We start from the raw sequence: 25,734 nt of genomic DNA, 5'->3' as shown, positions 1-25,734 counted from the left end.
CCAAAGCCGGCCGAGCGCCGGCTCTTTTTTGACGACTCATGAAACCCATCTTCGGTAGAGGCCCTTCGCTTCAGTTACGGTTGTTTCTCGCCGTCATCATCTCCGTCGCTGCCATCGTCGCGGATTCCCGCTTCGGTGTGTTCAGCCATGTCCGCGTTTATCTGAGCTCCCTGGTGAGCCCGCTGCAATACATCGCCAACGCCCCCGGCACCCTGCTCGACACCATGTCGACCCAGGTGCAGACCCGCGCCGATCTCATCGAGCAGACCAAGCAGCAGGAGCAGCAACTGTTCACCCTGCGCTCGCGCCTGCTCAAGATGGATCAGCTGGAGCACGAGAACCAGCGTCTGCGCGAGCTGCTGGGGTCGCCGGTACACAAGGAGTCCCGCAAGATGGTGGCCGAGCTGCTGTCGGTGGATTCCGACCCCTTCAGCCATCAGGTGCTGATCAACAAGGGGGCGCTGGATGGCGTCTACAACGGCCAGCCGGTGATCAACGATCAGGGGGTGGTCGGTCAGGTGCTCCACGTGGGCTCCACCACCAGTCGCGTCCTGCTCATCACCGACTCCAGCCACGGCATCCCGGTGCGGGTGCTGCGCAACGACTTGCGCGCCATCGCCTCCGGCAGCGGCGAGCTGGACAAGCTGGAGCTGCGCAACCTGCCCCGCAACACCGACGTCCAGGTCGGCGATCTGCTGGTCACCTCGGGCCTGGGCGGCCGCTTCCCGGAAGGTTATCCGGTGGCGACCGTGACCCGCTCCGACTACGTGGAGGGCAAGCCCTTCGCCCAGATCGAGGCCAAGCCGCTGGTGGCGCTGGATCGTCTGCGCTACCTGCTGCTGCTGTGGACCGACAAGAAACCGGAAGTACACGACAAGGATGCCCTTGAGCCTGCGGCGAGCGCCTCGGCGGCCACGGCAACCTCGGCGGCGGGGGCGACGCGCTGATGCTGCAACCCGCCAGCGGCAGGATCTGGATCTGGTGTTCGATCCTGCTGGCCCTGTGCCTCTCCATCCTGCCGCTTCCCTTTCAATTCGAACCCTTCCGTCCGGACTGGCTCGCCATGGTGCTCATCTACTGGGCGCTGGCGCTGCCGCACCGGACCAACGTCGGCACCGCCTGGGTGGCGGGCCTGCTGCTGGACGTGCTGCTCGGCAGCACCCTCGGCGTGCGGGCCATGGCCATGGCCATCACCACCTACCTGGCGGCATTCCAGTTCCAGAAGATCCGCAACTTCTCCCTCTGGCAGCAGGCGCTGATCATCGGTCTGCTCTCCCTGGTGGGGAAGATCACCGTGTTCTGGGCGGAGCATCTGTTCAGCCGGGCCAGCCTCAACTTCGCCTACTTTTGGTCGACGTTGACGACGATGTTAATATGGCCCTGGATTTTTATGGTCTTGCGCAAGGTGCGGCGTCGCTTCAATATCAAGTGAATGTGAATAAAAACAACGCATTGTAACTGCGCATCGTCTCATTGAGTGAAGTATGAACAAGCACAACGAACTGCAACTCTATCTCGCCTCGGGCTCCCCCCGCCGGCACGAGCTTCTGACCCGCCTGGGCTACCGTTTCGAGGTCCTCAAGCTGGATGTGCCGGAGCTGCGCTACGACGGTGAGAAGCCCCAGGATTACGTCTGCCGGCTGGCCCGCGACAAGGCCATGGCCGGTGTGGCCGCGGCGCCCACGGCGCTGCCTGTGCTGGGGGCCGACACCATAGTGGTGCTGGGGGAGCGGGTGCTGGAGAAACCCTCCGACCTGCTGGACGCCAAGGACATGCTGGAAGCCCTCTCCGGGCGGGTACACCAGGTGATGACGGCGGTGGCCCTGGCCACCCCGGAGCGGTGCGATGTGCGGCTGGTCACCACCAACGTGGCGTTTCGCAAACTGGACGAGGCCGAGATCGAAGCCTACTGGCGCACCGGCGAGCCGTGCGACAAGGCGGGCGCCTATGCTATCCAGGGCATTGCCGGCAAATTCGTCAGTCGCCTCGAGGGGAGCTACAGTGCCGTGGTCGGCCTGCCCCTGCTGGAGACGGACCTGTTGATCAAGCAGCACCTCGAGCAGACCCGGTAATCCTCTCGTCAGCAGTGCGCTGCTGAGTTACCCGTTGTTCGTCGTGCCAGAATTCAAAACTAGAAAGGCAAGGTAACTTATGTCGGTAGAACTGCTGGTAAACGTCACCCCCTCCGAAACCCGGGTCGCCCTGGTCGAGAACGGTCTGCTGCAGGAAGTGCATGTGGAGCGTCAGGCCAAGCGCGGCATCGTGGGCAACATCTACAAGGGCAAGATCAGCCGCGTGCTGCCCGGCATGCAGGCCGCCTTCGTCGACATCGGCATGGACAAGGCCGCCTTTCTGCACGCCTCCGACATCGTCCCCCATACCGAGTGCGTGGCGATCAAGGAGAAGGAGCAGTTCCAGGCCGGCAACATCGCCGAACTGGTGCGCCAGGGGCAGGACATCATGGTACAGGTGGTCAAAGACCCGCTCGGTACCAAGGGAGCCCGCCTCACCACCGACATCACCCTGCCATCCCGTTATCTGGTCTTCATGCCGGGCAGTGCCCACGTGGGGGTCTCCCAGCGCATCGAATCCGAGGCGGAGCGCGAGCGCCTCAAGCGCACCGTGGCCGGTTATGTGGACGAACTGGGCGGCTACATCATCCGCACCGCCGCCGAAGGGGTGGGGGAGCAGGAGCTGGAACAGGACGCCGCCTTCTTGAAGCGCCTGTGGCGCAAGATCCTCGAGCGCAAGCAGAAGTACCCCCCCTGCAAGATCCTCTATGAGGATCCCAGCCTGGCGTTTAGGGTGGTGCGTGACTTCGTCGGTGCCGAGCTCGACAAGATCCGGGTCGACTCGCGCCAGAGCTTCGATCAGCTCAAGCGCTTCACCGAGGAGTACGTGCCCGAGCTTGCCAACAAGCTGGAGTACTACACCGGCGAGTCGCCGATCTTCGATCTCTACGACGTGGAGAACGAGATCCAGCGGGCCCTGGAGCGCAAGGTGGAGCTCAAATCCGGCGGCTACCTCATCATCGACCAGACCGAAGCCATGACCACGGTGGACATCAACACCGGGGCCTTCGTCGGCCATCGCAATCTGGAAGAGACCATCTTCAACACCAACGTCGAGGCCACCGCCGCTATCGCCCGTCACCTGCGCCTGCGCAACCTCGGCGGCATCATCATCATCGACTTCATCGACATGCAGTCCGAGGATCACCGTCGCCGGGTGCTGCACAGCCTGGAGCTGGCGCTGGCCAAGGACAGGGCCAAGACCAACGTCAACGGTTTCTCCCAGCTCGGGCTGGTGGAGATGACCCGCAAGCGCACCCGGGAGAGCCTTGAGCACGTGCTCTGCGCCGAGTGCCCCGAGTGCAAGGGGCGCGGCCGGGTCAAGACGGTGGAGTCGGTCTGCTTCGAGATCCTGCGGGAGATCATCCGGGTCAACCGCGCCTACGACGCGGATCAGTTCACCGTCTATGCGGCCCCCTCGGTGGCCGATTACCTGCGGGGGGAGGAGTCCCACAGTCTGGCGGAGCTGGAAGTCTTCATCGGCAAGCAGGTCAGGGTGGTCTCCGAGCCGCTCTGTGGGCAGGAACAGTTCGATGTGGTGATGATGTAATTGGTCTATCGCTGGCTGAGTCGGGGCTGGTTGGCCCTCGGAGTCTTCTTCGTGCTGCTGGCCGTTCTGGTCAGCGTGGTACGACTGGGCGGCCCTTTGCTCAACCAGCACCGGGCGGCCGTGATAGGGACCCTGCTCGGGGAGAGTCAGCTCGAGGTGAGCGTGGATCACGTCGGGCTGGAGTGGACTCCCCGCGGCCCGGCCATCGGGCTGGAAGGACTGGCCATCGCCCCCGATTCGGGGCGTTTCTCCCTGTGCCTTGGCAAGGTGTGGGCCCACCTCGACTTCTGGCGCTCCCTCAACGAACTCAGACCGGTGTTTGGCCAGTTGATCCTGAGCGACGGCAACATCGCGCTGGACATGACCCAGCCCGCCACCCCTGTCAGCGGGAAGAGCGCGAACCAGCAGGAGGCCCTGCTGCGCTTCCTGCTGACCCAGCTCTCCACCTTCGACATTCACGACACTCGCCTGAGCCTCACCACGGCACTGGGGGAGGTGCGCGCCCTCGACATCGCCCAGCTGCGCTGGCAGAACCGCGGCAAGCGGCATCAGGGGGTCGGCAAGGCCTATCTCATCAACGGGGTGGGGGAGAGCACCCTGGACCTCATCATCGATGTGGATGCCCCCGAGGTGCGGCTCGACCGCCTCAAGGGCCAGCTCTATCTGGGGGCCAGCGAGCTGGACATCAGCCCCATGCTGGCCCGGATCCACGCCGGCGCGCCGCCGGTGAGCGGCCAGCTCGACTTCCAGCTCTGGAGCGAGTTCGAGAAGGGCAGGCTCGGCAACTCCCTGCTGGCCTTTGGCAACAACCACCTGATCTGGAAGGACGAGATCAAGGGAGAGCCGCACCGCCTCGACTTGCAGGGGGGCAAGATCCAGCTGCGCCGGGACGGCGAGGCGTGGCAGCTCGCCAGCCACGACGTCATCTTCAAGCTCGATGGCGCCACCTGGCTGCACAGCCGCCTGCAGCTCGAGCGCATCGGCTCGCGCATCCAGGGCTATGTGCCCGCCATCGATCTCGACCAGATTGCCAACTTGAGCCAGCTGGTCTCCGGCCTCTATCCCGAGCTGACCGAGACCCTCAAGCGCACCCGGCCAAGGGGCCAGTTGCAGGAGCTGGTCCTGCAGGCCGACGGGGACTGGCAGGGGCTCTCTTTGCAGGGGCAACTGCGCGGCTTCGGGACCCGGGCCTGGCACGATGTGCCCGGTCTGCAAAAGCTGGACGGCGACTTCTGGCTGACCCCGAACGGGGGGCGTGCCCGCCTGACCCTGGGCAAGGGCAAGGTGGATCCGGCCCGCCACTTCAAGGAACCCATCTCGGTGGACAGCCTGAGTGCGGCCCTCGACTGGTGGCGGGCGCCGCAAGGCTGGGTGCTCTATGGTCAGGACATTGCCCTGGACAACCCGGATCTGCGCCTCGCCAGCCGGTTTCGCCTCGAGCTGTTCGAGCACCCCTTCCTCGCCCTGACCGGGCGGATCGACGTCAAGAACGCGGCCCATGCGGATCGCTACTACCCCCTGGCGGTGATGGATGAGGGGCTGGTGAGCTACCTGAGCGGCGCCATCAAGGGGGGTAAGGCCAAGGGGGCCGACCTGCTCTGGTACGGCGAATTCCGTGACTTCCCCTACGACAACGGCAAGGGCGTCTTCCAGGTGGCGGTGCCGCTGCAACAGGCCACCTACGAGTTTTTCCCGGGCTGGCAGCCGCTGACCGACCTGCAGATCGATCTGCTGTTCCAGAACGCCAGCCTCGACATGAACAGCCGCGCCACCCAGCTCGGCAAGGCCAGCTCCGACTCGGTGCACGCCTGGATCCCGGACCTCTATCCGGGGGCTCACCTCTACGTGGATGCCAAGGTTGAGGGTGAGGGCAAGGCCATCAGCGACTATTTGCAGGACTCGCCGCTGGGGGGATCCGTCGGTCAGGCGCTGCGGGAGGTGGAGATCCGCGGCCCCATGAAGGGTACGGTGAAGCTCGACATACCGCTGGATGGCGAGGGGGAGGTCAAGGCCAGCGGGGAAGCCAGCTTCAAGGACAACAAGGTGAGGATCGCCTCCCTGGATCTGCCCCTCGACGGGGTCGCAGGGACGCTCGAGTATGACAACGAGCAGACGCGCATTCACAACCTCAAGGCCAGCCTGTGGAACCAGCCGCTGACCCTGGATTATCAGGGGCGGCAACTGCCCCACGGCTATCAGGCCGATCTCAAGTTCCAGGGGCAGTGGGACAGCCGCCGCCAGCGCCGGGACATACCGGCCCTCGAGATGCTCCAGGGGCGCAGCAACTGGTCGGGTACCCTGGGGCTGACCCTGCCCGAGAACAAGGCGTTCAGCTTCCAGCTGGCGCTGGACTCCAACCTGCAGGGCATGGGGCTGGATCTGCCTGTGCCCCTGACCAAGGCGGCGGGTACCCGGCTGCCCCTCAAGGTGACGGCCCGTGGGCGGGATGGCAGCGCCGACATCCGCGCCGTGCTGGGGGCGGACATCGACATGCAGAGCCGCCTGGTGTACGGCGACGGCGTCCCCTACCTCAGCCGGGTGCGGGTCAACATCGGCCAGCCCGGGGCGCGGGTGATGCAGGACAAGCCCATGCTGCTCGCCATCAACCAGCAGCAGGCGGACGTGGCCGGCTGGCTGGCTCGTCTCAAGCAGTGGCTGCCGGCCGGTTCGGCGCCGAGTGACAATGCGGTGGTGGGCCCCTCTTTCTTGCCCCAGGAGTGGTGGGTAGATGGCCAGCTGGCCCGTGCCGACATCGGCAGTGCCAGCCTCAAGGCGGTGCACTTCACCCTGGGGCCGGTGAACCAGGCCACCGAGGTGATGATCGACAGCCCCGACGTGATGGGGGTGGTGCGGGTGCCGGTGGCCGATGGGCGCCCCATCGATGCCAAGTTTGCCCGCATCTACTGGTCCGGCAAGGGGACCGATCTCAGCCCGGATCCCGATGAGCACCAGGACAGGGCCATCATGGACGCCATTCCCTGGCTCACCTTCAGTTGCGTGGATTGCCGCTTCGGCGAGCTGCCCCTGGGGGAGGTGAAGGGGGAGCTGCTGCCCGGGGCCAACCGGCTGGATCTCAAGGGACTGGAGATGCGCCTGGCGGGCAGCACCCTGCGCGGCAGCGCCGAGTGGCTGGCCCGTGGCAGCCAGATGCAGACCCGTGCCAGGGTGAACCTCGAGACCCGCAACAGCGAGCTGCTGCTCAAGCGGCTTGGCTACACCTCGCCCATCGGGGATGCCCCGGGCAAGCTGGCTCTGGATCTGAACTGGCGTGACGTGCCCTACCGCCTGAGCCTGCCGACTCTGGCGGGCAGCGCCGACTACCAACTGGAGGGAGGCACCCTGCGGGAGGTCAACGACAAGGGGGCCCGACTGCTCTCCCTGCTGAGCCTCGACTCCCTGATGCGCAAGCTGCGCCTCGATTTTCGCGACGTCTTCGACAAGGGCTTCTATTTTGAGTCCATGTCCGCCTCCGCCAAGGTCAATCAGGGGGTGGTGGAGAACAACGACTTCTACATGAAGGGGGCGGCGGGCAACCTGCGGGGCAAGGGCATCGCGGATCTGGTGCGCTGGCGGCTCGACTTTGATCTGAGCTTCTCCCCGAACCTGGGGGGCACCCTGCCCGTGGTGGCGGCCTTCTCTCTGACCCCCATCACCGGGCTCTATGTGCTGGCCCTCTCCAAGCTGTTGGAGCCCGTGGTGGACGTGGTGACCCGCATCGATTTTCGGGTCTCCGGCCCGCTGGACGCCCCCAGGCTGGTGGAGGCGGGGCGGGATCGCGCCCGCATCAAGCTCAACCAGCAGCAGAAGGAGGCGGTGGATGCGGTGGCGCCCGGCTTGCCCGCCAAGGAGGTCACCCCCTTCCTGCTCAATCCCAAGCACCAGGGCTCGGGTCAGAGCTGAGGGCATGCACCGGGCTGGGGGACTTTCCCCCGGCCGCCAAACCCCTCATAGTGCAGATATTGCCCCGCGAGCCGAGGAGGCCTCCTGTCACCGGTCACCGGCTCGCCCAACAGAAGAGTGCGGATATTGCCCTGCGAGCCGAGAAGGCCTTCTGTCACCGGTCACCGGCTCGCCCAACAGAAGAGTGCGGATATTGCCCTGCGAGCCGAGGAGGCCTTGTGCCATCGGCTCGCCCAACAGAAGGAGCGCGTCATGTGGCTAGCCGCCATGCAGTTGATATCGGGTCGTACCTGGCAGGATAACCGGGAGCGGATCGCCGCCGAGCTGGCGAGTCTGCCCAGGGAGCGCCCCTTGCTGGTGCTGCTGCCGGAAAACTTCGCCCTCTTTGGCGAGCGGCAGGGGTATCTGGACGGGGCAGAGCCATTGGGAAATGGCCCAATCCAGCAGCAACTCTCTGATTGGGCCAAATCCCACGGCATCTGGCTGGTGGCCGGGGCCATGCCCACCGCCATCGCCGGTGCCGACCACATCCACACCAGCACCCTGGTGTTCGATCCCGACGGCGAGCTCAAGGGGCACTACCACAAGATCCACCTGTTTGACGTGGACGTGGCGGACAATCACGGCCGCTACCGGGAGTCGGAGACCTTCAGCCCGGGTGATCAGCCTGTGCTGGTGGACTCCCCCTTTGGTCCCCTCGGCCTTTCTATCTGTTATGATCTGCGCTTTCCCGAGCTGTACCGCCAGTTGGCCCGGGCCGGTGCCCGGGTGCTGCTGGTGCCTGCCGCCTTCACCGCCGTCACCGGCGAGGCGCACTGGGAGCCCCTGTTGCGGGCCCGTGCCATCGAGAACCAGTGCTACGTGGTGGCCGCCAACCAGGGGGGCACCCACGAGACGGGGCGCAAGACCTGGGGCCACAGCATGGTGATCGACCCCTGGGGCCGGGTGCTGGCCTGTCGGGCGTCGGGGCAGGGCACTGTGCTGGCGCCGCTGGATGGGGCCTTGATCGATGAATTGAAACGCACCATGCCGGTGCTGCAACACGCCCGCCTGCTGTGAGCCCGCGGCCGTGGATTTAACCGTTACGACATCTCGCATGAGAGTGGAGAGAAAGATTTGAGTCTATTGAGCCAGGTTAGTGCCTCCCTGTTGGCCCCGAACGATCTCGACGAAGGGCGGCTGCAACAGCTGCTCGGCAGCCTGATGAGCCATCAGGTGGAGTTCGGCGACCTCTATTTCCAGCGCAGCTGGCACGAGTCCTGGATGCTGGAGGACGGCATCGTCAAGGATGGCAGCTACAACATCGATCAGGGGGTGGGGGTGCGCGCCGTCAGCGGCGAGAAGACCGGTTTCGCCTACTCGGACGAGCTGAGCCTGCTGGCGCTGCAACAGTCGGTGACTGCCGCTCGCGGCATCGCCGCCGCCGGTGCGCAGGGCAAGGTAAAAGCATGGGCTCGCACCGAAGCAAACCTGCTCTACCCGGCGCTGGATCCCCTGCAGACCCTCGACAAGCAGCAGAAAATTGCCCTGCTGGAGCAGATGGACAAGTTCGCCAGAAGTCTGGATCCCGCCATCAATCAGGTGATGGCCTCCATCAGCGGGGTCTATGAAGAGATCCTGGTGGCCGCCACCGATGGCACCCTGGCCGCCGACGTGCGTCCGCTGGTGCGCCTCTCGGTGACCGTCATCGCCGAGAAGGGGGATCGCCGTGAACGCGGCAGCGCCGGTGGCGGTGGCCGCTTCGGTTACGACCATTTCCTCGAGCTGGACGGGCTCGAGAGCCGGGCGTTTGGCTATGTGCGTGAAGCGGTGCGCCAGGCCCTGGTCAACCTGGAGGCCATCGACGCCCCGGCCGGCACCATGCCGGTGGTGCTCGGTGCCGGCTGGCCCGGCGTGCTGCTGCACGAGGCGGTGGGTCACGGTCTGGAGGGGGACTTCAACCGCAAGGGCTCCTCCGCCTTTGCCGGGCGCATCGGCGAGCAGGTGGCTTCCAAACACTGCACCATCGTCGATGACGGCACCCTGCCGGGTCGGCGCGGCTCCGTCTCCATCGACGACGAGGGGACGCCGGGGGGCTACAACGTGCTGATCGAGAACGGCATTCTCAAGGGTTACCTGCAGGACAAGCAGAACGCCCGTCTGATGGGGGTGTCGCTCACCGGCAACGGCCGCCGCGAATCCTACGCCGCCCTGCCGATGCCGCGCATGACCAACACCTACATGCTGGCGGGTCAGTACGATCCAGCGGAGATCATCGCCTCGGTGAAGAAGGGCATTTATGCCCCCAACTTCGGTGGCGGCCAGGTGGACATCACCTCCGGCAAGTTCGTCTTCTCCGCCTCCGAGGCCTACCTCATCGAGGATGGCAGGATCACCGCGCCCATCAAGGGGGCGACCCTGATCGGCAACGGCCCCGAGGCGATGAGCCAGGTTTCCATGGTGGGCCGTGACCTCGCGCTGGATCGCGGGGTCGGGGTCTGCGGCAAGGAGGGGCAGAGCGTGCCGGTCGGCGTCGGCCAGCCCACCCTCAAGCTGGATCAGCTCACCGTGGGCGGCACCCAGTAAGGTCACACACCTTTGTAAACCCCGGCCCGGCGCCGGGGTTTTTATTGGAACGCGCAAGCAATAAAAAGCCCCGGCAGGCGCCGGGGCTGGGAAAGGGGTCGGGTCAGTTGACCGAAATGGCGCGGGCGTCGATGAAGAAGCGGGCGTGGCCGTGGTCATCCACCCTTATCTGGGCGAGCAGGCGATCCTTTCGCTTGAACTCCCATCCTGTCTTGATCCGGGTCAGCGCGGGGCTGGCGGCACCGACCACGTTCAGATACTCATGAAACAGGCTGTAGCTTCCAATCTCGGTCAGCATCTTTTCCATTTGCATATCTCCTCAAGTGATGGGGTCAGCACATGCCACGCTAGCGGCAACCTTCTGAACCCTGCCTGTACAAAAACCAGACTACCCCATCAAGATGAAGGCAATATGATCAGGCGCAAGATCAGGAGGGATTTGCACGAAAAATGATACCGTTTTCAATCAGGGCTGGCGCGGCACGGCGAGATGATCGAGGGTGGTAGGTCCGGCATGGGACGGCAAGGCGGCAGCGGGTTGTTCCATCACCTGACCATGGAAGACGGGATCCTGCGCCACCTCCTTGACGCCGTTGATGCAGAACTGCATACCCATGCACACCAGCAGGAAACCCATGATGCGGGTCATGGCGTCGATGCCGGTGGCTCCCAGGATCTTGCACACGGGATCTGCCAGCTTGAGCACACCCCAGCTGATCAGGCTCATCAGGGCGAAGGCGGTGACCATGGCGGCATAGATGACGACGCGATCGGCCTCGGCCGGCAGCTCGGCGATCTGGGCCGCGCCGCTGATCACCAGCGCCATGGTGCCGGGTCCGCACATGCTGGGCATGGTCAGGGGCACGAAGGCGATATTCTGGTTGGCCTCGACCCCGGCAGACTGGTTTGGCGAGGGGAACAGCATGCGAAAGCCGATGAAGGCGATGATGAGGCCACCGGCCAGGCGCAGGCCGGGAATGGAGATCCCGAACAGATCCAGGATGGAGGATCCGATGAAGAAGCTGACGCACAGGGTGGCGAACAGATAGAGGGCGGCCATGTTGATCTGGCGGCGAATGTGCTCGCGGGACATGCCCTTGCTCAATCCCAGCAGCAGGGTGGCCGTGGTGGGCGGGTTGACCATGGGCAGCAGGGCCAGCAAGGCGAGAAAGACGACCTGGAAGAACATAGTGGACCTCGGGCAGATGGACGGATTGGGGTGAGCTGGCAGGTCCGCAGCGGACCGCCACCCGGTCGATGATATCCGCAAAGAACAAGCCCCGACAGTGCGGGGCTTGCTTGGGAAGGATCAGGCGGCCTGCGGGGTGGCCTGGCGTTGGCCCCGCTGGCGCAGCCAGAGCCAGATGCCGAGCACGAAACCGAGGGCGGCCAGGCTGACCACATAGTGGGAGGGGGCCAGCACGTCCTCCTTCATCCAGAGGGTGACCAGCATGGGGGTGAGGCCGCCGAAGATGGCGTAGGCCACGTTGTAGGAGAACGACAGCCCGGAGAAGCGCACCACCGGCGGGAAGGCATTGACCATGACGTAGGGCACGGCGCCGACGATCCCCACCGCAAAGCCCGCCAGCATGTAGAGGGGCACCAGCTGATCCGTGCCGGCTGCCAGGCTGTGGTAGAAGGTATAAGTGGCGCCGGCCAGCAGCAGGGAGCCCAGGATGAAGGTAGGACCGCTGCCGATGGCATCGATCAGGCGACCATAGACGATGCAGCCCAGGGTGAGGGCGACGATGGCCAGGGAGTTGGCGGTCAGGGCATCGGCCGGGCTGATGCCGTGGACCTTCTGCAGATAGGTCGGGGTCATCAGGATCACCACCACTATGCCGGCGGAGAGCAGCCAGGTCAGCAGCATGGAGACGACGACGCTGCCCTTGTGTTCACGCAGCACCGTCTTGAGGGGCAGCTCCTCGGCCAGGGACTTGTTGGCCTGCATCTCGGCGAAGACCGGAGTCTCGTGCAGCCAGCGGCGCAGGTACATGGCGACGATGCCGAACACGCCGCCGAGCACGAAGGCCAGACGCCAGCCCCAGTCGCTCACATCGCCCGGGCTCATGCCACGGTTGATGGCGGTCGCCACCAGGGAGCCGAGCAGGATGCCGGCCGTCAACCCCGCGGTGAGGGTGCCGCAGGCGACACCGACCCGGCGGGCGGGCACGTGCTCGGCCACGAAGACCCAGGCACCGGGGACTTCCCCGCCGATGGCGGCCCCTTGCAGGATCCGCAGCAGCAGCAACAGCAGGGGGGCGGCGATGCCGAGCACGGCGTAGGTGGGCAGCAGGCCGATCAGCAAGGTCGGCAAGGCCATCAGGATGATGCTGAGGGTGAACATCCGCTTGCGGCCGATGAGATCGCCAAAGTGGGCCATGATGATGCCCCCCAGGGGGCGGGCCAGGTAGCCGGCGGCGAAGATGCCGAAGGTCTGGAACTGGCGCAACCACTCGGGAATGTCGGCCGGGAAGAAGAGCTCGCCGATGACCACGGCGAAGAAGACGAAGATGATGAAGTCGTAGAATTCGAGGGCGCCGCCCAGCGCCGCCAGGCTCAGGGTCTTGTAATCCTGTCGATTGAGGGGGCGACCGTGGTCGTGCGATGTGCTGACTTTACTCATATCCTTATGTTTCCCATCGTTTTTTTAGTTATTCTCCCCGGTGTGCTGCGGGGATACGCTCACCCACGAGGGTATGCTTTTGTGTCCCGCAATGTAAATCGCACAATTCGCAACACTGTCTTGCAGCACGGTGCGGCAAGAAGCTGGAGAGGTCATGACGAAGAAAAAGATACTGCTCTCCTGGAGCAGCGGAAAAGACAGCGCCTGGGCCTTGCATCGCCTGCGCGAGGATCCGGCCATCGAGGTGGTGGGGCTGTTCACCACCCTCAACCAGGCGTTCGAGCGGGTGGCCATGCACGGGGGGCGCAAGCAGTTGCTGCTGGCACAGGCTGAGTGCGTGGGCTTGCCGCTGATCACCATCGACCTGCCCTGGCCCTGCAGCAACGAGGAGTATGGGCGCATCATGACGGGCTTCATCGCCGATGTGCAGGCCAAGGGCATTCACCACATGGCATTCGGGGATCTCTTTCTTGAGGATGTGCGCGCCTATCGGGAGCGGCAACTGGCGGGGACCGGCATCACGCCGCTCTTCCCGCTCTGGGGCAGCGACACGACCGAGCTGGCGCAGGCGATGATCGACGCCGGGCTCAAGGCCAGGGTCTGCACCCTGGATCCGGGCAAGCTGGACGCCGGGTTAGGTGGTCATGAATTTGGTCCGGCCTTGCTGGCTGCCCTGCCCGCCGGGGTGGATCCCTGCGGCGAGAACGGGGAGTTTCACACCCTGGCCTGGGACGGCCCCATGTTCCTGCATCCCCTGCCCATCCGGGTGGGGGAAACGGTGCTGCGAGACGGCTTCGTCTTCACCGATCTGCTGGCGGAGGATCCCGAATGAGGGAAGACCCCCTCGGGTGAGAAAGGAAAGGGGCCGGCTCCGTGAGGAATCGGCCCCTTTGCGTTTGTCCCCTTCAGCGGGCGGCGAAGGTGTCGCAACTGGCGGGCTTGCCGCTGTCAAAACCGCGTTTGAACCAGGCGAGGCGCTGGGCCGAGGTGCCGTGGGTGAAGCTGTCGGGAACGACCCGGCCCTGACCTTGCTGCTGCAACCTGTCGTCGCCTATGGCCTGGGCGGCATTGAGCGCCTCTTCCAGATCGCCACGCTCCAGCACCTGCTCTTTTTCCATGTAGTGGCCCCAGACCCCGGCGAAGCAGTCCGCCTGCAGTTCGAGCTTGACCGACAACCGGTTCTGGGCGACCTGGCTCAGCCCCTGTTGCTGCTGGCGCACCTTGGTGGAGATGCCGAGCAGGTTCTGCACGTGGTGGCCTACCTCGTGGGCGATCACATAGCCCTGGGCGAAGTCGCCGTCGGCCCCCAGCTTGTCGCGCATGTCCTGATAGAAGGAGAGATCGATGTAGACGGTGCTGTCGGCCGGACAGTAGAAGGGCCCCATCACCGACTGCCCCTGGCCGCAGCCGGTGCGGGTCGCACCGCGATAGAGCACCAGTCTGGGGGCCTGATAGTGGTTGCCGCTTTGCTGGAACATCTCACCCCAGGCGTCCTCCGTGGAGGCGAGCATCACCGAGGTGAAGCGGGCGAGGGGATCGTTTGCAGCCTGGGACGAGTTCTGACGCTGGGGCTGGCTCTGCGGGGCCGGATCCTGCAGCAGGGGGCCGAGGTCCACGCCGTAGTACCCCGCCACCATGATCACCACCAGCAGGATCAGACGCCCCTTGCCACCGATGGGCAGGCCGCCGCCCCCGTTGCCGCCGCTTTGCTGGCGTCGGTCTTCCACATTGTTGCTCTCACGGCGATCTTGCCAGCGCATATCCCCATACTCCCGTCATCTTTGGTGGCAGTAATGATAATGGCTGGCGCCGGGGCTTGCCTAATCGGCCCGGGTCATTCGGCCCAGGGCATCTCGGGCAGGCTGTCGAGAAACTCGCCGTAACGGACGAGGTTGAAGGGGCCCTGTTCGGCTTCCATGGCCATGAGTTCGGCGCCCAGGGCGCAGGCGATGTATTGCAGCGCCTCTTCCCGCGGGGTGCCCTTCATCACCAGGCGCATCAGGGTCGCTTTCACCTGGAGGGGATGGCCGTCGGCGAGCTGGTTCTCCACCATCTCCAGCAGTGTCTCTTCATCAAAAAATTCGGGGGTATCGGTCATGGCCGTTCTCCTGCCTGTTCCATGGGGTGGGCAGTATAGCGGGGACGCGGCTCCCGGGGGCGAAAATATCCTCCGGGTCTTGCCAAGGAAGCGGGGCGGGAGCAGTCTTGGACACTCTCTACTGCCGAACGAGCCCATGTCATGATCCTCTCCGAGCGCCTGGAACTGCGCGAACTGACCGTTGTCGATGCCCCCTTCATTCTCGAACTGCTCAACGATGGTGATTTTCACCGCTACATCGGCGATCGCGGGGTGCGTACCCTGGCGGATGCCGAAAACTACATCCAGCAGGGGCCTGCGGTCAGTTATGCCCGCCACGGTCACGGACTCTATCTGGTGGTGCGGCGGGAAGACGGGGCCAGGCTCGGCATCTGCGGTCTGATCAAGCGCGATACCCTGCCCTGTGAAGACATCGGCTATGCTTTCCTGCCCGCCTGGCGTGGTCAGGGCTATGCCATCGAAGCCGCGCGGGCGGCCATGGCAGATGGCCGCGAACGGCTCGGCATCGAGCGGGTGGTCGCCATCGTCACCCCGGGCAATGAGCGCTCGGTCCGGCTACTCGCCAAGCTGGGGCTGAGTCAGGGCAAACGGGTCAGGTTGGGGGCCGGCGAGGAGGAGTGCCTGCTGCTGGAGGCGCCGGACAAGGAGACTTGCGGGGTCTAGCCACTGCTCTGGGAGCGGGGCCATGCAGACTATGACGTCAGGCAAGGAGGCCGCCGTGAGTTGCGGCCTGTCTGCATCGGGCGCTGCCGGTGGGCAGGCAAAGTCAGTTGAGCTCTTCGATGGAGAACTCGCCGGCGATACCATCACAGGAGATGGCGAAGCCGCCGCTGAAGCGGGTGCTGAACTGGATCAGGAACGCATCGTCGTCGTGCTCTTGCACGGGCAGGTTGATGGGTTTGCTGCGACGCAGGGGTTTGCGGATCTGTACGTGTTTCATCATGGTATTTCTCTATATAAATTAAGTGTTTGCTCCTTGTATTGGCAAATGTCAGGTCAATGGGCGCGGTCAGCACGATGGCGGACGAGCGCGCAGGAATACCCAGCCCGGTTCAGGGGCGTCTGCACTTTCAAGGAAGGCGCCAAGGACCATGCGGATGCATGATGCTACTTGGGAGTGGGCAGATCGGGTCTGCACCGTGAGAGCCGGGCAACGCAGGCAGACAGCCTGAACGGTTCTCAAGGCGAGTAAATCAGAAGAAGGTTATGCGGGTACTGGCAGGATTCATCGTGAGGTGAAGCATTGCGAACATAATCAGGGCTGATTAACTAGCCGGCGCGCATTCTCTCCTCGAAATGTGTAAAAAGCAAACACTAATTGTGCGTTCACCCAGTCATTCCCTGTTTTTCACTGCCACGGGGGTGACAAAAGGGCTCCCGAGGGAGCCCTTTTCATTGCCGGTCAGGGACGGGCTCAGGCGTCGCCGCAGGCCTTCTTGGCGGCGGTGATCATGGGGGTAATGGTCATGCCCTGTACCACGATGGAGAACATCACCACCGAGTAGGTCATCACCAGGATCACCTGGCGCAGATCGACGTTGTGTTCCGGGATCATCATGACACCGGATGGCAGTGCCAGGGCCATGGCCATGGCCAGACCGCCACGCAGGCCGCCCCAGGTGAGGATGCGCACCGAGAAGGTGTTGTAGCTGCGGAACTTGCGGAACGCCACATAGGGCATGGAGACGCTGATGAAGCGTGCGGCTAGGCAGAGCGGCACCGCGATGACCAGCAGGATCCAGTCGCGCCAGTCGAGGTCCAGCAGCACCAGTGCCAGACCGATCAGCAGGAACAGCAGGGCGTTGAGGAACTGATCCATCAACTCCCAGAAGTGATCCAGGTGGTGCTGGCTCTGCTCGGAGAAGCCGGAATGACGGGTCCAGTTGCCGATCATGATGCCGGTCACTACCATGGCCAGGGCGCCGGAGACGCCGATCATGTTGGCGAAGGCGAAGCCCGCGGTCGGGATGCAGAGGGTCAGCAGCAGCTCCAGGGAGCCGTCGTCGGTGGCGCTGATCATCACGTGGGCGATGAGACCCAGCACGGCCCCGAACAGGATGCCGCCGAGAGCCTCATGCAGGAACAGACCGGCCACGCTGCCGAAGGTGGGTTCCACGCCGCCAAAGGCCACGGCAAACACGGTGGCGAAGATGACCAGACCGACACCGTCGTTGAACAGGGATTCCCCCTCGATCTGGATGGCGATCTGGGGTGGCGCCTTCATCTTCTTGACGATGGCCAGTACGGCGATGGGGTCGGTGGGGGAGATCAGGGCACCGAACAACATGCAGTAGACCAGCGGCACATCCCAGCCCAGCAGCTTGGCGATGAACCAGAAGCCGTAGCCGATGAGGAAGGTGGAGAGCAGGGTGGCGGCTATGGCCAGAATGGTGATTTCCCACTTCTGGCTACGCAACGCCTTGAGGTTGATGCCAAGGCCGCCGGCGAACAGCAGGAAGCCCAGGATCCCCTTCAACAGGAAGTTCTGGAAGTCGATGCTCTCCATGGTCTTGATGGCGAGAGGCTCCAGATTGAACCAACCCAGTTTGCCAAACAGCACCAGCAGCGCGGAGATCAGCATGGAGCCCGCAGTGATGGCGATGGTGGTCTGGATCTTCACAACATACTGGTTGGCAAAGGCGATGAAGATCGCCAACGCTGCCAGGAAGCAGAGTGTGTAGTAGACGCTCATAGTTATTTTTCTCTTTGGTAAACAGCAAGCACGTATCCCTCTTGAGGACGGGCATAGGGTACTCCCGGGTTAGATCATGCTCATTACCTATTTATGGTTATATTTAATCGTCGTCACGGACAGATAGACGGCTAGATTTCCATTTAATTTGATTGCTGCTAGGATGGGCATCACGCAGTTGCATGGATGTAAGGGGTACGAGCGGTGTCGAGCAGAGAGTCGAACAAGAAAGCGGATGTCACAACCAGGCTGGAAGCCTGTCTCAAGGAGCGGATCCTGATCATCGACGGGGCCATGGGCACCATGATCCAGGGTTACAAACTCGGTGAGGCGGACTATCGGGGGGAGCGGTTTGCCGACTGGCATACCGACATCAAGGGCAACAACGACCTGCTGGTGTTGAGCCGTCCAGCCGTCATTCGCGAGATCCACGACCAGTATTGTGCCGCCGGGGCCGACATCCTCGAGACCAACACCTTCAACGCCACCCGCATCGCCATGGCGGACTACGAGATGGAAGCGCTCTCGGCCGAGATAAACCGGGAGGCGGCCCGCCTGGCCCGCGCCGTGGCGGACGAGTGGACCGCCAAGGACCCGGCGAAACCGCGCTTTGTGGCAGGGGTGCTGGGCCCCACCAACCGTACCGCCTCCATCTCGCCGGACGTGAACGACCCGGGCAAGCGCAACGTCACCTATGACGAGCTGGTGGCCGCCTACACCGAATCGACCCACGCCCTGATCGAGGGCGGTGCCGACATCATCCTGATCGAGACCATCTTCGACACCCTCAACGCCAAGGCGGCCGCCTTCGCGGTGGACCTGGTGTTCGAGGAGCTGGGTTACAGCCTGCCGGTGATGATCTCCGGCACCATCACGGACGCCTCCGGTCGTACCCTCTCGGGCCAGACCACCGAGGCCTTCTACCACTCCCTTCGCCACGTCAAACCGGTCTCCTTCGGCCTCAACTGTGCGCTGGGGCCGGACGAGCTGCGCCAGTACGTGGAGGAGCTGTCCCGCATCAGCGAGACCCATGTCAGCGCCCACCCCAACGCCGGTCTGCCCAATGCGTTTGGCGAGTACGATCTGGACGCGGTCGAGATGGCGGAGCATATCCGCGAGTGGGCCCAAAGCGGCTTCCTCAACCTGGTGGGCGGCTGCTGCGGCACCACCCCGACCCACATCCGCGCCATGGCGGACGCCGTGGCGGGCATCAAGCCCCGCGCCCTGCCGGATCTGCCGGTGGCCTGCCGGTTGTCGGGCCTGGAGCCTCTCATCATCACGGCGGACTCCATGTTCGTGAACGTGGGTGAGCGGACCAACGTCACCGGCTCGGCCAAGTTCAAGCGCTTGATAAAAGAGGGGCTCTACGACGAGGCCCTCGACGTCGCCAAGCAGCAGGTGGAAAACGGCGCCCAGATTATCGACATCAACATGGATGAGGGGATGCTGGATGCCGAGGCGGCCATGGTGCGCTTCCTGAACCTCATCGCCGGGGAACCGGACATCGCCCGGGTGCCGGTGATGATCGACTCCTCCAAGTGGGAGGTGCTGGAGGCGGGCCTCAAGTGCGTGCAGGGCAAGCCGGTGGTCAACTCCATCTCCATGAAGGAGGGGGAGGACAAATTCATCGAGCAGGCGAAACTGCTGCGTCGCTACGGCGCCGCCGTCATCGTCATGGCGTTCGACGAGGTGGGCCAGGCCGATACCCGTGCCCGCAAGTTCGAGATCTGCCAGCGCGCCTACCGCATTCTGGTGGACCGCGTCGGCTTCCCGCCGGAAGACATCATCTTCGACCCCAACATCTTCGCGGTGGCGACCGGCATCGACGAGCACAATAACTACGCGGTGGACTTCATCGAAGCGGTGAAGGACATCAAAACACACCTGCCCCACGCCATGATCTCCGGCGGTGTCTCCAACGTCTCCTTCTCCTTCCGTGGCAACGAGCCGGTGCGCGAAGCCATCCACGCTGTCTTCCTCTACCACGCCATCAGGAACGGCATGGACATGGGGATCGTCAACGCGGGCCAGCTTGCCATCTACGAAGACATCCCGGCCGAGCTCAAAGAGAAGGTCGAGGCGGTGGTGCTGAACCTCAACGACAACGCCACCGAGGCGCTGCTGGCCATCGCCGAGAAGTATCGCGGCGCGGGTGCCCAGGCGGAGGATCCGCGGGATCAGGAGTGGCGCAGCTGGCCGGTGGGCAAGCGGCTCGAACACGCCCTGGTCAAGGGGATCACCGACTTTATCGAGGAGGACACCGAGGAGGCGCGCGCCCAGGCCGAGAAGCCGCTGCACGTCATCGAGGGGCCGCTGATGGATGGCATGAACGTGGTGGGCGATCTGTTCGGCGCCGGCAAGATGTTCCTGCCCCAGGTGGTGAAGTCGGCCCGGGTGATGAAGCGGGCGGTGGCCTACCTGCAACCCTACATCGAGGCGGAGAAGTCCGGCGGTTCCAGCAACGGCAAAATCGTGCTGGCCACCGTCAAGGGCGACGTGCACGACATCGGCAAGAACATCGTCGGGGTGGTGCTCCAGTGCAACAACTTCGAGATCGTGGATCTCGGGGTCATGGTCTCCTGCGAGACCATCCTCAAGACGGCCCGGGAAGTGAACGCCGACATCATCGGCCTGTCGGGCCTCATCACTCCGTCCCTGGACGAGATGGTGCACGTAGCAAAAGAGATGGAGCGTCAGGGGTTCAAGCTGCCGCTGCTCATCGGCGGTGCCACCACTTCCAAGGCCCACACCGCGGTGAAGATAGAGCAGAACTACTCCGAGCCGGTGGTCTATGTTTCCAACGCCTCCCGCGCCGTGGGGGTGGCCCAGAGCCTGCTGAGCCCGGAGCTCAAGCCCGCCTTCGTGGCCCGCATCGACAAGGAGTACGAGATTGCCCGGGATCAGCACGCCCGCAAGCAGCCGCGCTCCAAGCCGGTTTCCCTGGCCCATGCCCGGGCCAACCGCCATCAGCTGGACTGGGTCGGTTATGAGCCCCCCGCGCCCCGGGAGCCCGGCGTGCAGACCTTCGAAAACGTGCCCATCTCTGTGCTGCGCCCCTACATCGACTGGACGCCGTTTTTCCTGAGCTGGGAGCTGGCGGGCAAGTTCCCCCGCATCCTGGAAGATGAGGTGGTGGGGGAGGAGGCGACGCGCCTCTACGCCGACGCCAACGCCATGCTGGATCAGCTGGAGAAGGATCAGAGCGTGCGCTGCGCCGGTATCGTCGGCCTGTTCCCCGCCAACGCCGTGGGGGACAGCATCGAGGTCTACACCGACGAGACCCGCACCCAGGTGCGCAAGGTGCTGCACCACCTGCGCCAGCAGAGCGAGAAGCAGGGCTTCCCCAACTACTGTCTGGCGGACTATGTGGCGCCGAAGGAGAGCGGCAAGCCCGACTGGATCGGCGCCTTCGCGGTGACCGGCGGCATCGGCGAGGAGGCCATCGCCAAGGCCTACAAGGCGGACCACGACGACTACAACGCCATTCTCATCCAGGCGGTGTGCGATCGCCTCGCCGAGGCCTTTGCCGAATACCTCCACGAGCAGGTGCGCAAAGTGCACTGGGGCTATGCCCCGGACGAGGCGCTCAGCAACGAAGAGCTTATCCGCGAAAATTACCAGGGGATACGTCCGGCGCCGGGCTACCCGGCCTGCCCGGAGCACACCGAGAAGGGGAGCATCTGGGAGCTGCTGGGGGTGGAGCAGGCCATCGGTATGCAGCTCACCGAGTCCTACGCCATGTGGCCGGGGGCGGCGGTATCCGGCTGGTACTTCTCCCACCCCGAGAGCAAATACTTCGCCGTGGCCCAGATCCAGCAGGATCAGGTGGAAGACTACGCCATGCGCAAGGGGATGACCCTGGCAGAGGCCGAACGCTGGCTGGGGCCCAACCTGCATTGATCCCCGTCTGCCCCGCTTCACGCAGTGCGGGGCAGACGCCGGGTACGCACGCCATATCGAGGTTGCCATGAAGATTGGATTTGTCGGTCTGGGGGCCGTGGTGCAGACAGCCTATCTGCCTGCACTCGCCGCACTGGCGGAAAATCCCAAGATATGGGGTTTTGATCCCGCCATCACCCTGCCCGGCGTCATGTCCGCCTCGACCCTGGAAGCCCTGCTGGCCGAACCCCTGGATCGGCTGGTGATCGCCACGCCTTCCCTGCTGCATCTGCCCGTGTTGGAGCAGGCACTGGCCAGCGCCATTCCCCTCATCCTGGTGGAGAAACCCGTGGTGGCCACCCTGGCCCAGCACGATCGTCTGCACGCCCTGCTGGCGGACCCCGAGGTCGCAGCCAGGGTGCTGGCACTGGATCACTGGATGGCCCGCAATGCCGTCCAGCAGTTGCTGCTGAGCGGCAAACTGGATGAAGGCTGGCAGCCTCGGGAACCAGAGGGCGCCGGGGTCGGGCTGGCCACCCTCGCCGATATCAGCGCGGTGGAGGGCTTTTTGCTGGAACCCTGCGGCCTGGACGAGGCGGGGGAGCCCTATGCCCTCAACTTCGCCACCGGGGAGCCGGATCGGCGGGTCCTGCGCCATCCAGACGGGGTGATCCTCGACATCGGCACCCATCTGCTGGCGATGATCCGGGAGCTGCTGGTGGCCCTGGGTGGGGACGACCGCCTGCACCTGATCGCGGAGGGCGTCTGCGACCGGCTGGGGCAGCCCATCCGGCGCGGGGATCTGGAGACCGCCGAGGGGCGAGCCTGCCTGCGCGGCGAGGCGGCAGGGGTGCCCCTGACCCTCTGGCTCGACAAGTATGCCGGTCCCGGGGTTGAGAAAAAGGGGCTTTGCCTGCACTTCAAAGACGGGCGGCGCATCGAGCTGCTTCGCCGCGGCAACCTGGAGTGGCTGCACCATCACGACGTCGACGGGATGCGGGGCTGGCAACATGAGGGGCCCCTCTATCGCCACTGCATCGCCCAGACCCTGCTGGCCCCTGTGCCGTTGGGAGGCTGGGCCGACACCACGGCGCGCCGTTTGCAGGAGGTCGCCCTGCTGCTTGAGTTGCAGCAAGGGCTGCGCGGCCCCCATAGGGCTGGTGGCTGGCGCTGTCTTGCAGAACGGTCTCTGGCTTTGGTCCGTCTTGAGTGCGGCACTCTCGGTTTTTGCCCGTTCTTGCAGAACCGCGCATGGTGAGGGGAAAGGATTGGCGTTGCCAGTCGTTCATGGCACCTTATACTCTCCAGTCCGATTATCAGGTCTGCCATTTCCATGAATATTGCCATTTTATCCCGTGAGCCCAACAACTACTCCACCCGCCGTCTGGTCGAGGTGGCCCGGGCCCGTGGGCATCAGGTCGAGGTGCTCGACACCCTGCGCTGCTACATGAACATCGCCTCCCACAGCCCCTCCATCCATTACGAAGGACGGGAGCTGGAGAGCTATGACGCAGTGATCCCGCGCATCGGTGCCAGCATCACCTTCTATGGCACCGCCGTGCTGCGCCAGTTCGAGATGATGAGCACCATGGCCCTCAACAGCTCGGTGGCCATCTCCCGCTCCCGGGACAAGCTGCGCGCCATGCAGTTGCTCTCCCGCCACGGCATCGGCCTGCCGGTGACCGGCTATGCCCACAGCACCCACGACGTACCGGATCTCATCACCATGGTGGGGGGCGCCCCCCTGGTGGTGAAGCTGCTGGAGGGCACACAGGGGATTGGCGTGGTGCTGTGTGAGACCCAGAAGGCCGCGGAGAGCGTCATCGAGGCCTTTATCCAGACCAACAACAATATCCTGGTGCAGGAGTACATCCGCGAGGCCAACGGCGCCGATATCCGCTGCCTGGTGGTCAACGGCAAGGTGGTGGCCGCCATGCGCCGCCAGGCCCAGCCGGGGGAGTTTCGCTCCAACCTGCACCGGGGCGGCACCGCCGAAGCCATCAAGATCACGCCGGAAGAGCGTGCCACCGCCGTGCAGGCCGCCAAGATCATGGGGCTGGATGTGGCCGGGGTGGATATTCTGCGTAGCGCCCGCGGCCCGCTGGTGCTGGAGGTGAACTCCTCCCCCGGCCTGCAGGGGGTGGAAGCCGCCTCCGGCAAGGACGTGGCGGGCAAGATCATCGAGTTCCTCGAGCTCAAGGCGAGCCGCAAGCACAAGCCGGCGGAATGAGTCCCAAACGAGTGTCAGACAGGTAAACACAGGGCGCCCTCGGGCGCCTTGTTGCTATCTGGGGGGTGGGCTGGAAGGCAGCGGGCTTGCCGGGAAGTGTCTCCCTTCTCCCACTGTGTTGAACAGCCGGGAAGAAGGGCCGGGAATGAGGGGGTTATGCCGCCCCGGGGGCGCCGGGGATCATCACCAGCCGGGCGCTGAAGACCCCCTCCACCAGATGGGTCTCAATCTGCCAGCCCAGCTTCTCGCAGATGCGCTGGATGATGGTGAGACCGCAGCCGTAGCCGAGGATCTGATCCGGCGCGGCGGCGGTGGGGTTGCTGATGGTGAGCACCTGCTCGTGCAGGGTGATCTCGATGTGCCCCTCGGCGTAGCTCAGGGCGTTTTTCAAGAGGTTGCCGAGGGCGATGGCGAGCAGGGAGAGGGGAGCCTGCACCTCGCTCTCCTCGTCCAGTTGCAGGCGAATGTCCAGCGTCTCCCGTTGCAGCAGGGGGGCGAGGCGGGTCAGTTCCCGGCGAATGAGCGGCGCCACCTGCTGGGGCGGGCGCTCCACGGCCTCCTTGCGTCCCAGCAGCAGGAAGGTTTCGGTGAGCAGGGCCATCTCGTCGGCGGCGGCGCGGATGCGGCTGACGGCGCGGGCTGCCGGGGCGGGCAGGTCATTCACCTTGCCGAGCAGGGCCGCGGATCCCTGGATCACCATGTTGGGGGTGCGCAGCTCGTGGCTGGCAAAGCGGCTGAACTCCTGTTCACGGGCAAACACGGCGGCTACCTCGTGCTTGCCCGCCAGCAGCGCCTGCTCTATCTCTCGCAGCTCCTGCCAGGGGGCATCGGGCACGAAGTCCCCCCGATCCGGGGTCAGGTGGGCGACTCGCTGGCGCAGCCGCTCCAGCGGCCTGGTGATGTGACGCACCAGCCAGATGCCGAAGGCGAGGCTCCCCAGCAGCAGGGCCAGACCGATGAGGCGGGTCACCAGATGCAGCTTGGCTTCGTAAGGGTCGAGGTAGTCGTCCGCATCGTCGTTGAACACCAGATAGAGCAGCCCCTGACCCGAGGGGTGGGCGCGTACCAGGAAGTGCTTGTCCTCCCGGCCCAGCTGATGCTCGAAGAAGCCGGGGCTCTGGTAGGCCTTGAGCCAGGCGGGCAGGCGGCCCGCCTCTGTCCAGTAGCTGGAGAACTGGCGCGGGCTGGGGGCGGGGGCAGCCATGCCGAGGCGCAACCAGTCGTCGTCATAGCGGGTTGCCTCCGCCTCCAGCCAGTGGCGCAGGCTCAGCTCCTCCATCTTGTTCTCGGCCACCACCATCAGCAGGCTCAGGATCACCAGCAGCAGCAGACCGGCCCCTCCCAGCGCCAGCACCAGGCGCCGGCGCAGGCTCGGCAGGCCGGAGGCAAGGGGCGGCGTCGGGTTCGTCATGGGGTCACCAGCCGATAGCCCTGGCCGTGCAGGGTCTCCAGCATGGGGGTGGGGAAGGGCTTGTCGAGGGCGCTGCGCAGGGCATAGATGTGGCTGCGCAGGGCGTCGGAGTCGGGCTCCTCGTCGCCCCAGACGGTGTCGAGCACCTCCTGGCGCGTCACCAGCTGGGGGGCGCGCCTCACCAGCAGGGTGAGGATCTGGAACGGGATCTTGCCGAGTTTGAGCTCGACCCCGGCGCGGGTGGCGCGGCCGCTGGCGGGATCCACCGTCAGATCGCCAAAGCAGAGCACGCCCATGTCCCCTCTGGGGCCACGCAGGCTGAGGGCCTCCAGGCGCACCTCCAGCTCCTCCATGGCGAACGGCTTGACCAGATAGTCGTCGCCCCCCGCCCGAAAGCCTGCCAGCTTGTCCTCCAGGCTGTCACGGGCGGTGAGAAAGAGCACCGGGGTCGCGATGCCGTCCGCACGCAGCCGCTCCACGGTACGCAGGCCGTCGAGGCGCGGCATCATGACGTCCATGATGATGACGTCGAAGCGCTCCTGGGCCAGCAGTTGCAGCGCGGCCTGGCCATGATAGGCGCAATCCACCCTGTGCCCGGCCAGCGCCAGATAGTCCATGATGGTCTCCGCCACCTGGGGACTGTCTTCCACCACCAGTATTTTCATGCTCTGATCTCCTGGTCTGTGCCGCTATTTCACGGCCATTTCACACC

21 protein-coding genes are annotated in these 25,734 nt (G+C 64.7%); 12 read left to right on the top strand and 9 right to left on the bottom strand.

The features are described from left to right. Positions 1-38 precede the first annotated feature (38 nt). From mreC to tldD, 7 genes are all read left to right on the top strand, one after another. Positions 39-947, top strand: coding sequence for a rod shape-determining protein MreC (gene mreC, locus C2U37_RS05770; protein ID WP_029313545.1), 909 nt, complete (start codon positions 39-41; stop codon positions 945-947). After that, complete coding sequence (mreD, locus tag C2U37_RS05765; protein WP_010672635.1) at positions 947-1,432, top strand: rod shape-determining protein MreD; 486 nt, start codon at positions 947-949, stop codon at positions 1,430-1,432. Before mreC ends, mreD begins: the two co-directional genes overlap by 1 nt. A gap of 52 nt (positions 1,433-1,484) precedes the next feature. Further along, on the top strand, positions 1,485-2,072 hold the full coding sequence (locus C2U37_RS05760; protein ID WP_104452000.1) for a Maf family protein: 588 nt from the start codon (positions 1,485-1,487) through the stop codon (positions 2,070-2,072). Between the two features lie 79 nt (positions 2,073-2,151). Continuing rightward, positions 2,152-3,621 (top strand): ribonuclease G, encoded by a 1,470-nt coding sequence (gene rng, locus C2U37_RS05755; protein ID WP_010672637.1) that lies wholly within the window; start codon positions 2,152-2,154, stop codon positions 3,619-3,621. After that, positions 3,622-7,521 (top strand): YhdP family protein, encoded by a 3,900-nt coding sequence (locus C2U37_RS05750; RefSeq protein WP_199770514.1) that lies wholly within the window; start codon positions 3,622-3,624, stop codon positions 7,519-7,521. A 252-nt stretch (positions 7,522-7,773) separates the two neighbouring features. Beyond that, the gene (locus C2U37_RS05745) at positions 7,774-8,580 is read left to right on the top strand and encodes a carbon-nitrogen hydrolase family protein (protein WP_104451999.1); all 807 of its coding nucleotides are present in this window, start codon (positions 7,774-7,776) and stop codon (positions 8,578-8,580) included. A 57-nt stretch (positions 8,581-8,637) separates the two neighbouring features. Further along, complete coding sequence (tldD, locus tag C2U37_RS05740; protein ID WP_199770513.1) at positions 8,638-10,086, top strand: metalloprotease TldD; 1,449 nt, start codon at positions 8,638-8,640, stop codon at positions 10,084-10,086. Positions 10,087-10,189: 103 nt separating this feature from the next. Here the strand turns inward: tldD and C2U37_RS05735 are convergent, their stop codons facing one another. The 3 genes from C2U37_RS05735 to C2U37_RS05725 form a co-directional block, all read right to left on the bottom strand. Beyond that, positions 10,190-10,393 (bottom strand): hypothetical protein, encoded by a 204-nt coding sequence (locus C2U37_RS05735; protein WP_041212219.1) that lies wholly within the window; start codon positions 10,391-10,393, stop codon positions 10,190-10,192. A 159-nt stretch (positions 10,394-10,552) separates the two neighbouring features. Further along, on the bottom strand, positions 10,553-11,275 hold the full coding sequence (locus C2U37_RS05730; RefSeq protein ID WP_104451997.1) for a MarC family NAAT transporter: 723 nt from the start codon (positions 11,273-11,275) through the stop codon (positions 10,553-10,555). A gap of 120 nt (positions 11,276-11,395) precedes the next feature. Next, positions 11,396-12,712 carry an MFS transporter gene (locus C2U37_RS05725; RefSeq protein ID WP_039040437.1) on the bottom strand — a complete coding sequence of 439 codons (1,317 nt, stop codon included), beginning with the start codon at positions 12,710-12,712 and terminating at the stop codon, positions 11,396-11,398. A 154-nt stretch (positions 12,713-12,866) separates the two neighbouring features. Here C2U37_RS05725 and C2U37_RS05720 point away from each other — a divergent pair, with 154 nt between their 5' ends. Next, positions 12,867-13,544, top strand: coding sequence for an ATP-binding protein (locus tag C2U37_RS05720; RefSeq protein ID WP_104451996.1), 678 nt, complete (start codon positions 12,867-12,869; stop codon positions 13,542-13,544). A gap of 73 nt (positions 13,545-13,617) precedes the next feature. On the opposite strand, the gene ypfJ is transcribed toward C2U37_RS05720, so the two are convergent. Continuing rightward, the gene (ypfJ, locus tag C2U37_RS05715; RefSeq protein WP_104451995.1) at positions 13,618-14,472 is read right to left on the bottom strand and encodes a KPN_02809 family neutral zinc metallopeptidase; all 855 of its coding nucleotides are present in this window, start codon (positions 14,470-14,472) and stop codon (positions 13,618-13,620) included. Between the two features lie 74 nt (positions 14,473-14,546). Next, complete coding sequence (locus C2U37_RS05710; protein WP_039040440.1) at positions 14,547-14,810, bottom strand: hypothetical protein; 264 nt, start codon at positions 14,808-14,810, stop codon at positions 14,547-14,549. Positions 14,811-14,951: 141 nt separating this feature from the next. Between C2U37_RS05710 and C2U37_RS05705 the strand changes: the two genes are divergently transcribed. Further along, positions 14,952-15,473 (top strand): GNAT family N-acetyltransferase, encoded by a 522-nt coding sequence (locus tag C2U37_RS05705; protein WP_049637292.1) that lies wholly within the window; start codon positions 14,952-14,954, stop codon positions 15,471-15,473. A 103-nt stretch (positions 15,474-15,576) separates the two neighbouring features. On the opposite strand, the gene C2U37_RS05700 is transcribed toward C2U37_RS05705, so the two are convergent. After that, the gene (locus tag C2U37_RS05700; RefSeq protein WP_010672653.1) at positions 15,577-15,753 is read right to left on the bottom strand and encodes a hypothetical protein; all 177 of its coding nucleotides are present in this window, start codon (positions 15,751-15,753) and stop codon (positions 15,577-15,579) included. Between the two features lie 471 nt (positions 15,754-16,224). Next, the gene (locus C2U37_RS05695) at positions 16,225-17,502 is read right to left on the bottom strand and encodes a cation:proton antiporter (RefSeq protein WP_103261574.1); all 1,278 of its coding nucleotides are present in this window, start codon (positions 17,500-17,502) and stop codon (positions 16,225-16,227) included. Positions 17,503-17,706: 204 nt separating this feature from the next. Between C2U37_RS05695 and metH the strand changes: the two genes are divergently transcribed. The 3 genes from metH (at position 17,707) to rimK (ending at position 23,611) form a co-directional block, all read left to right on the top strand. Then, complete coding sequence (gene metH, locus C2U37_RS05690) at positions 17,707-21,402, top strand: methionine synthase (RefSeq protein ID WP_103255109.1); 3,696 nt, start codon at positions 17,707-17,709, stop codon at positions 21,400-21,402. Between the two features lie 67 nt (positions 21,403-21,469). Then, positions 21,470-22,639, top strand: a complete 1,170-nt coding sequence (locus C2U37_RS05685) for a Gfo/Idh/MocA family oxidoreductase (RefSeq protein WP_128312896.1) — start codon at positions 21,470-21,472, stop codon at positions 22,637-22,639. Positions 22,640-22,714: 75 nt separating this feature from the next. Next, positions 22,715-23,611 (top strand): 30S ribosomal protein S6--L-glutamate ligase, encoded by an 897-nt coding sequence (gene rimK, locus C2U37_RS05680; RefSeq protein WP_010672657.1) that lies wholly within the window; start codon positions 22,715-22,717, stop codon positions 23,609-23,611. A gap of 154 nt (positions 23,612-23,765) precedes the next feature. Here the strand turns inward: rimK and C2U37_RS05675 are convergent, their stop codons facing one another. After that, complete coding sequence (locus tag C2U37_RS05675; protein WP_104451994.1) at positions 23,766-25,022, bottom strand: sensor histidine kinase; 1,257 nt, start codon at positions 25,020-25,022, stop codon at positions 23,766-23,768. Then, positions 25,019-25,687: a response regulator transcription factor gene (locus C2U37_RS05670; RefSeq protein WP_104451993.1), complete on the bottom strand. Its 669-nt coding sequence runs from the start codon at positions 25,685-25,687 to the stop codon at positions 25,019-25,021. Before C2U37_RS05670 ends, C2U37_RS05675 begins: the two co-directional genes overlap by 4 nt. Positions 25,688-25,734: the final 47 nt, after the last annotated feature.

It is taken from the genome of Aeromonas sp. ASNIH1, from assembly GCF_002934285.1.
Taxonomy (GTDB): Bacteria; Pseudomonadota; Gammaproteobacteria; order Enterobacterales; family Aeromonadaceae; genus Aeromonas; species Aeromonas caviae.
Note: the sequence above shows the minus strand (reverse complement) of the source record. Positions and strands in the feature narration are given on the sequence as shown.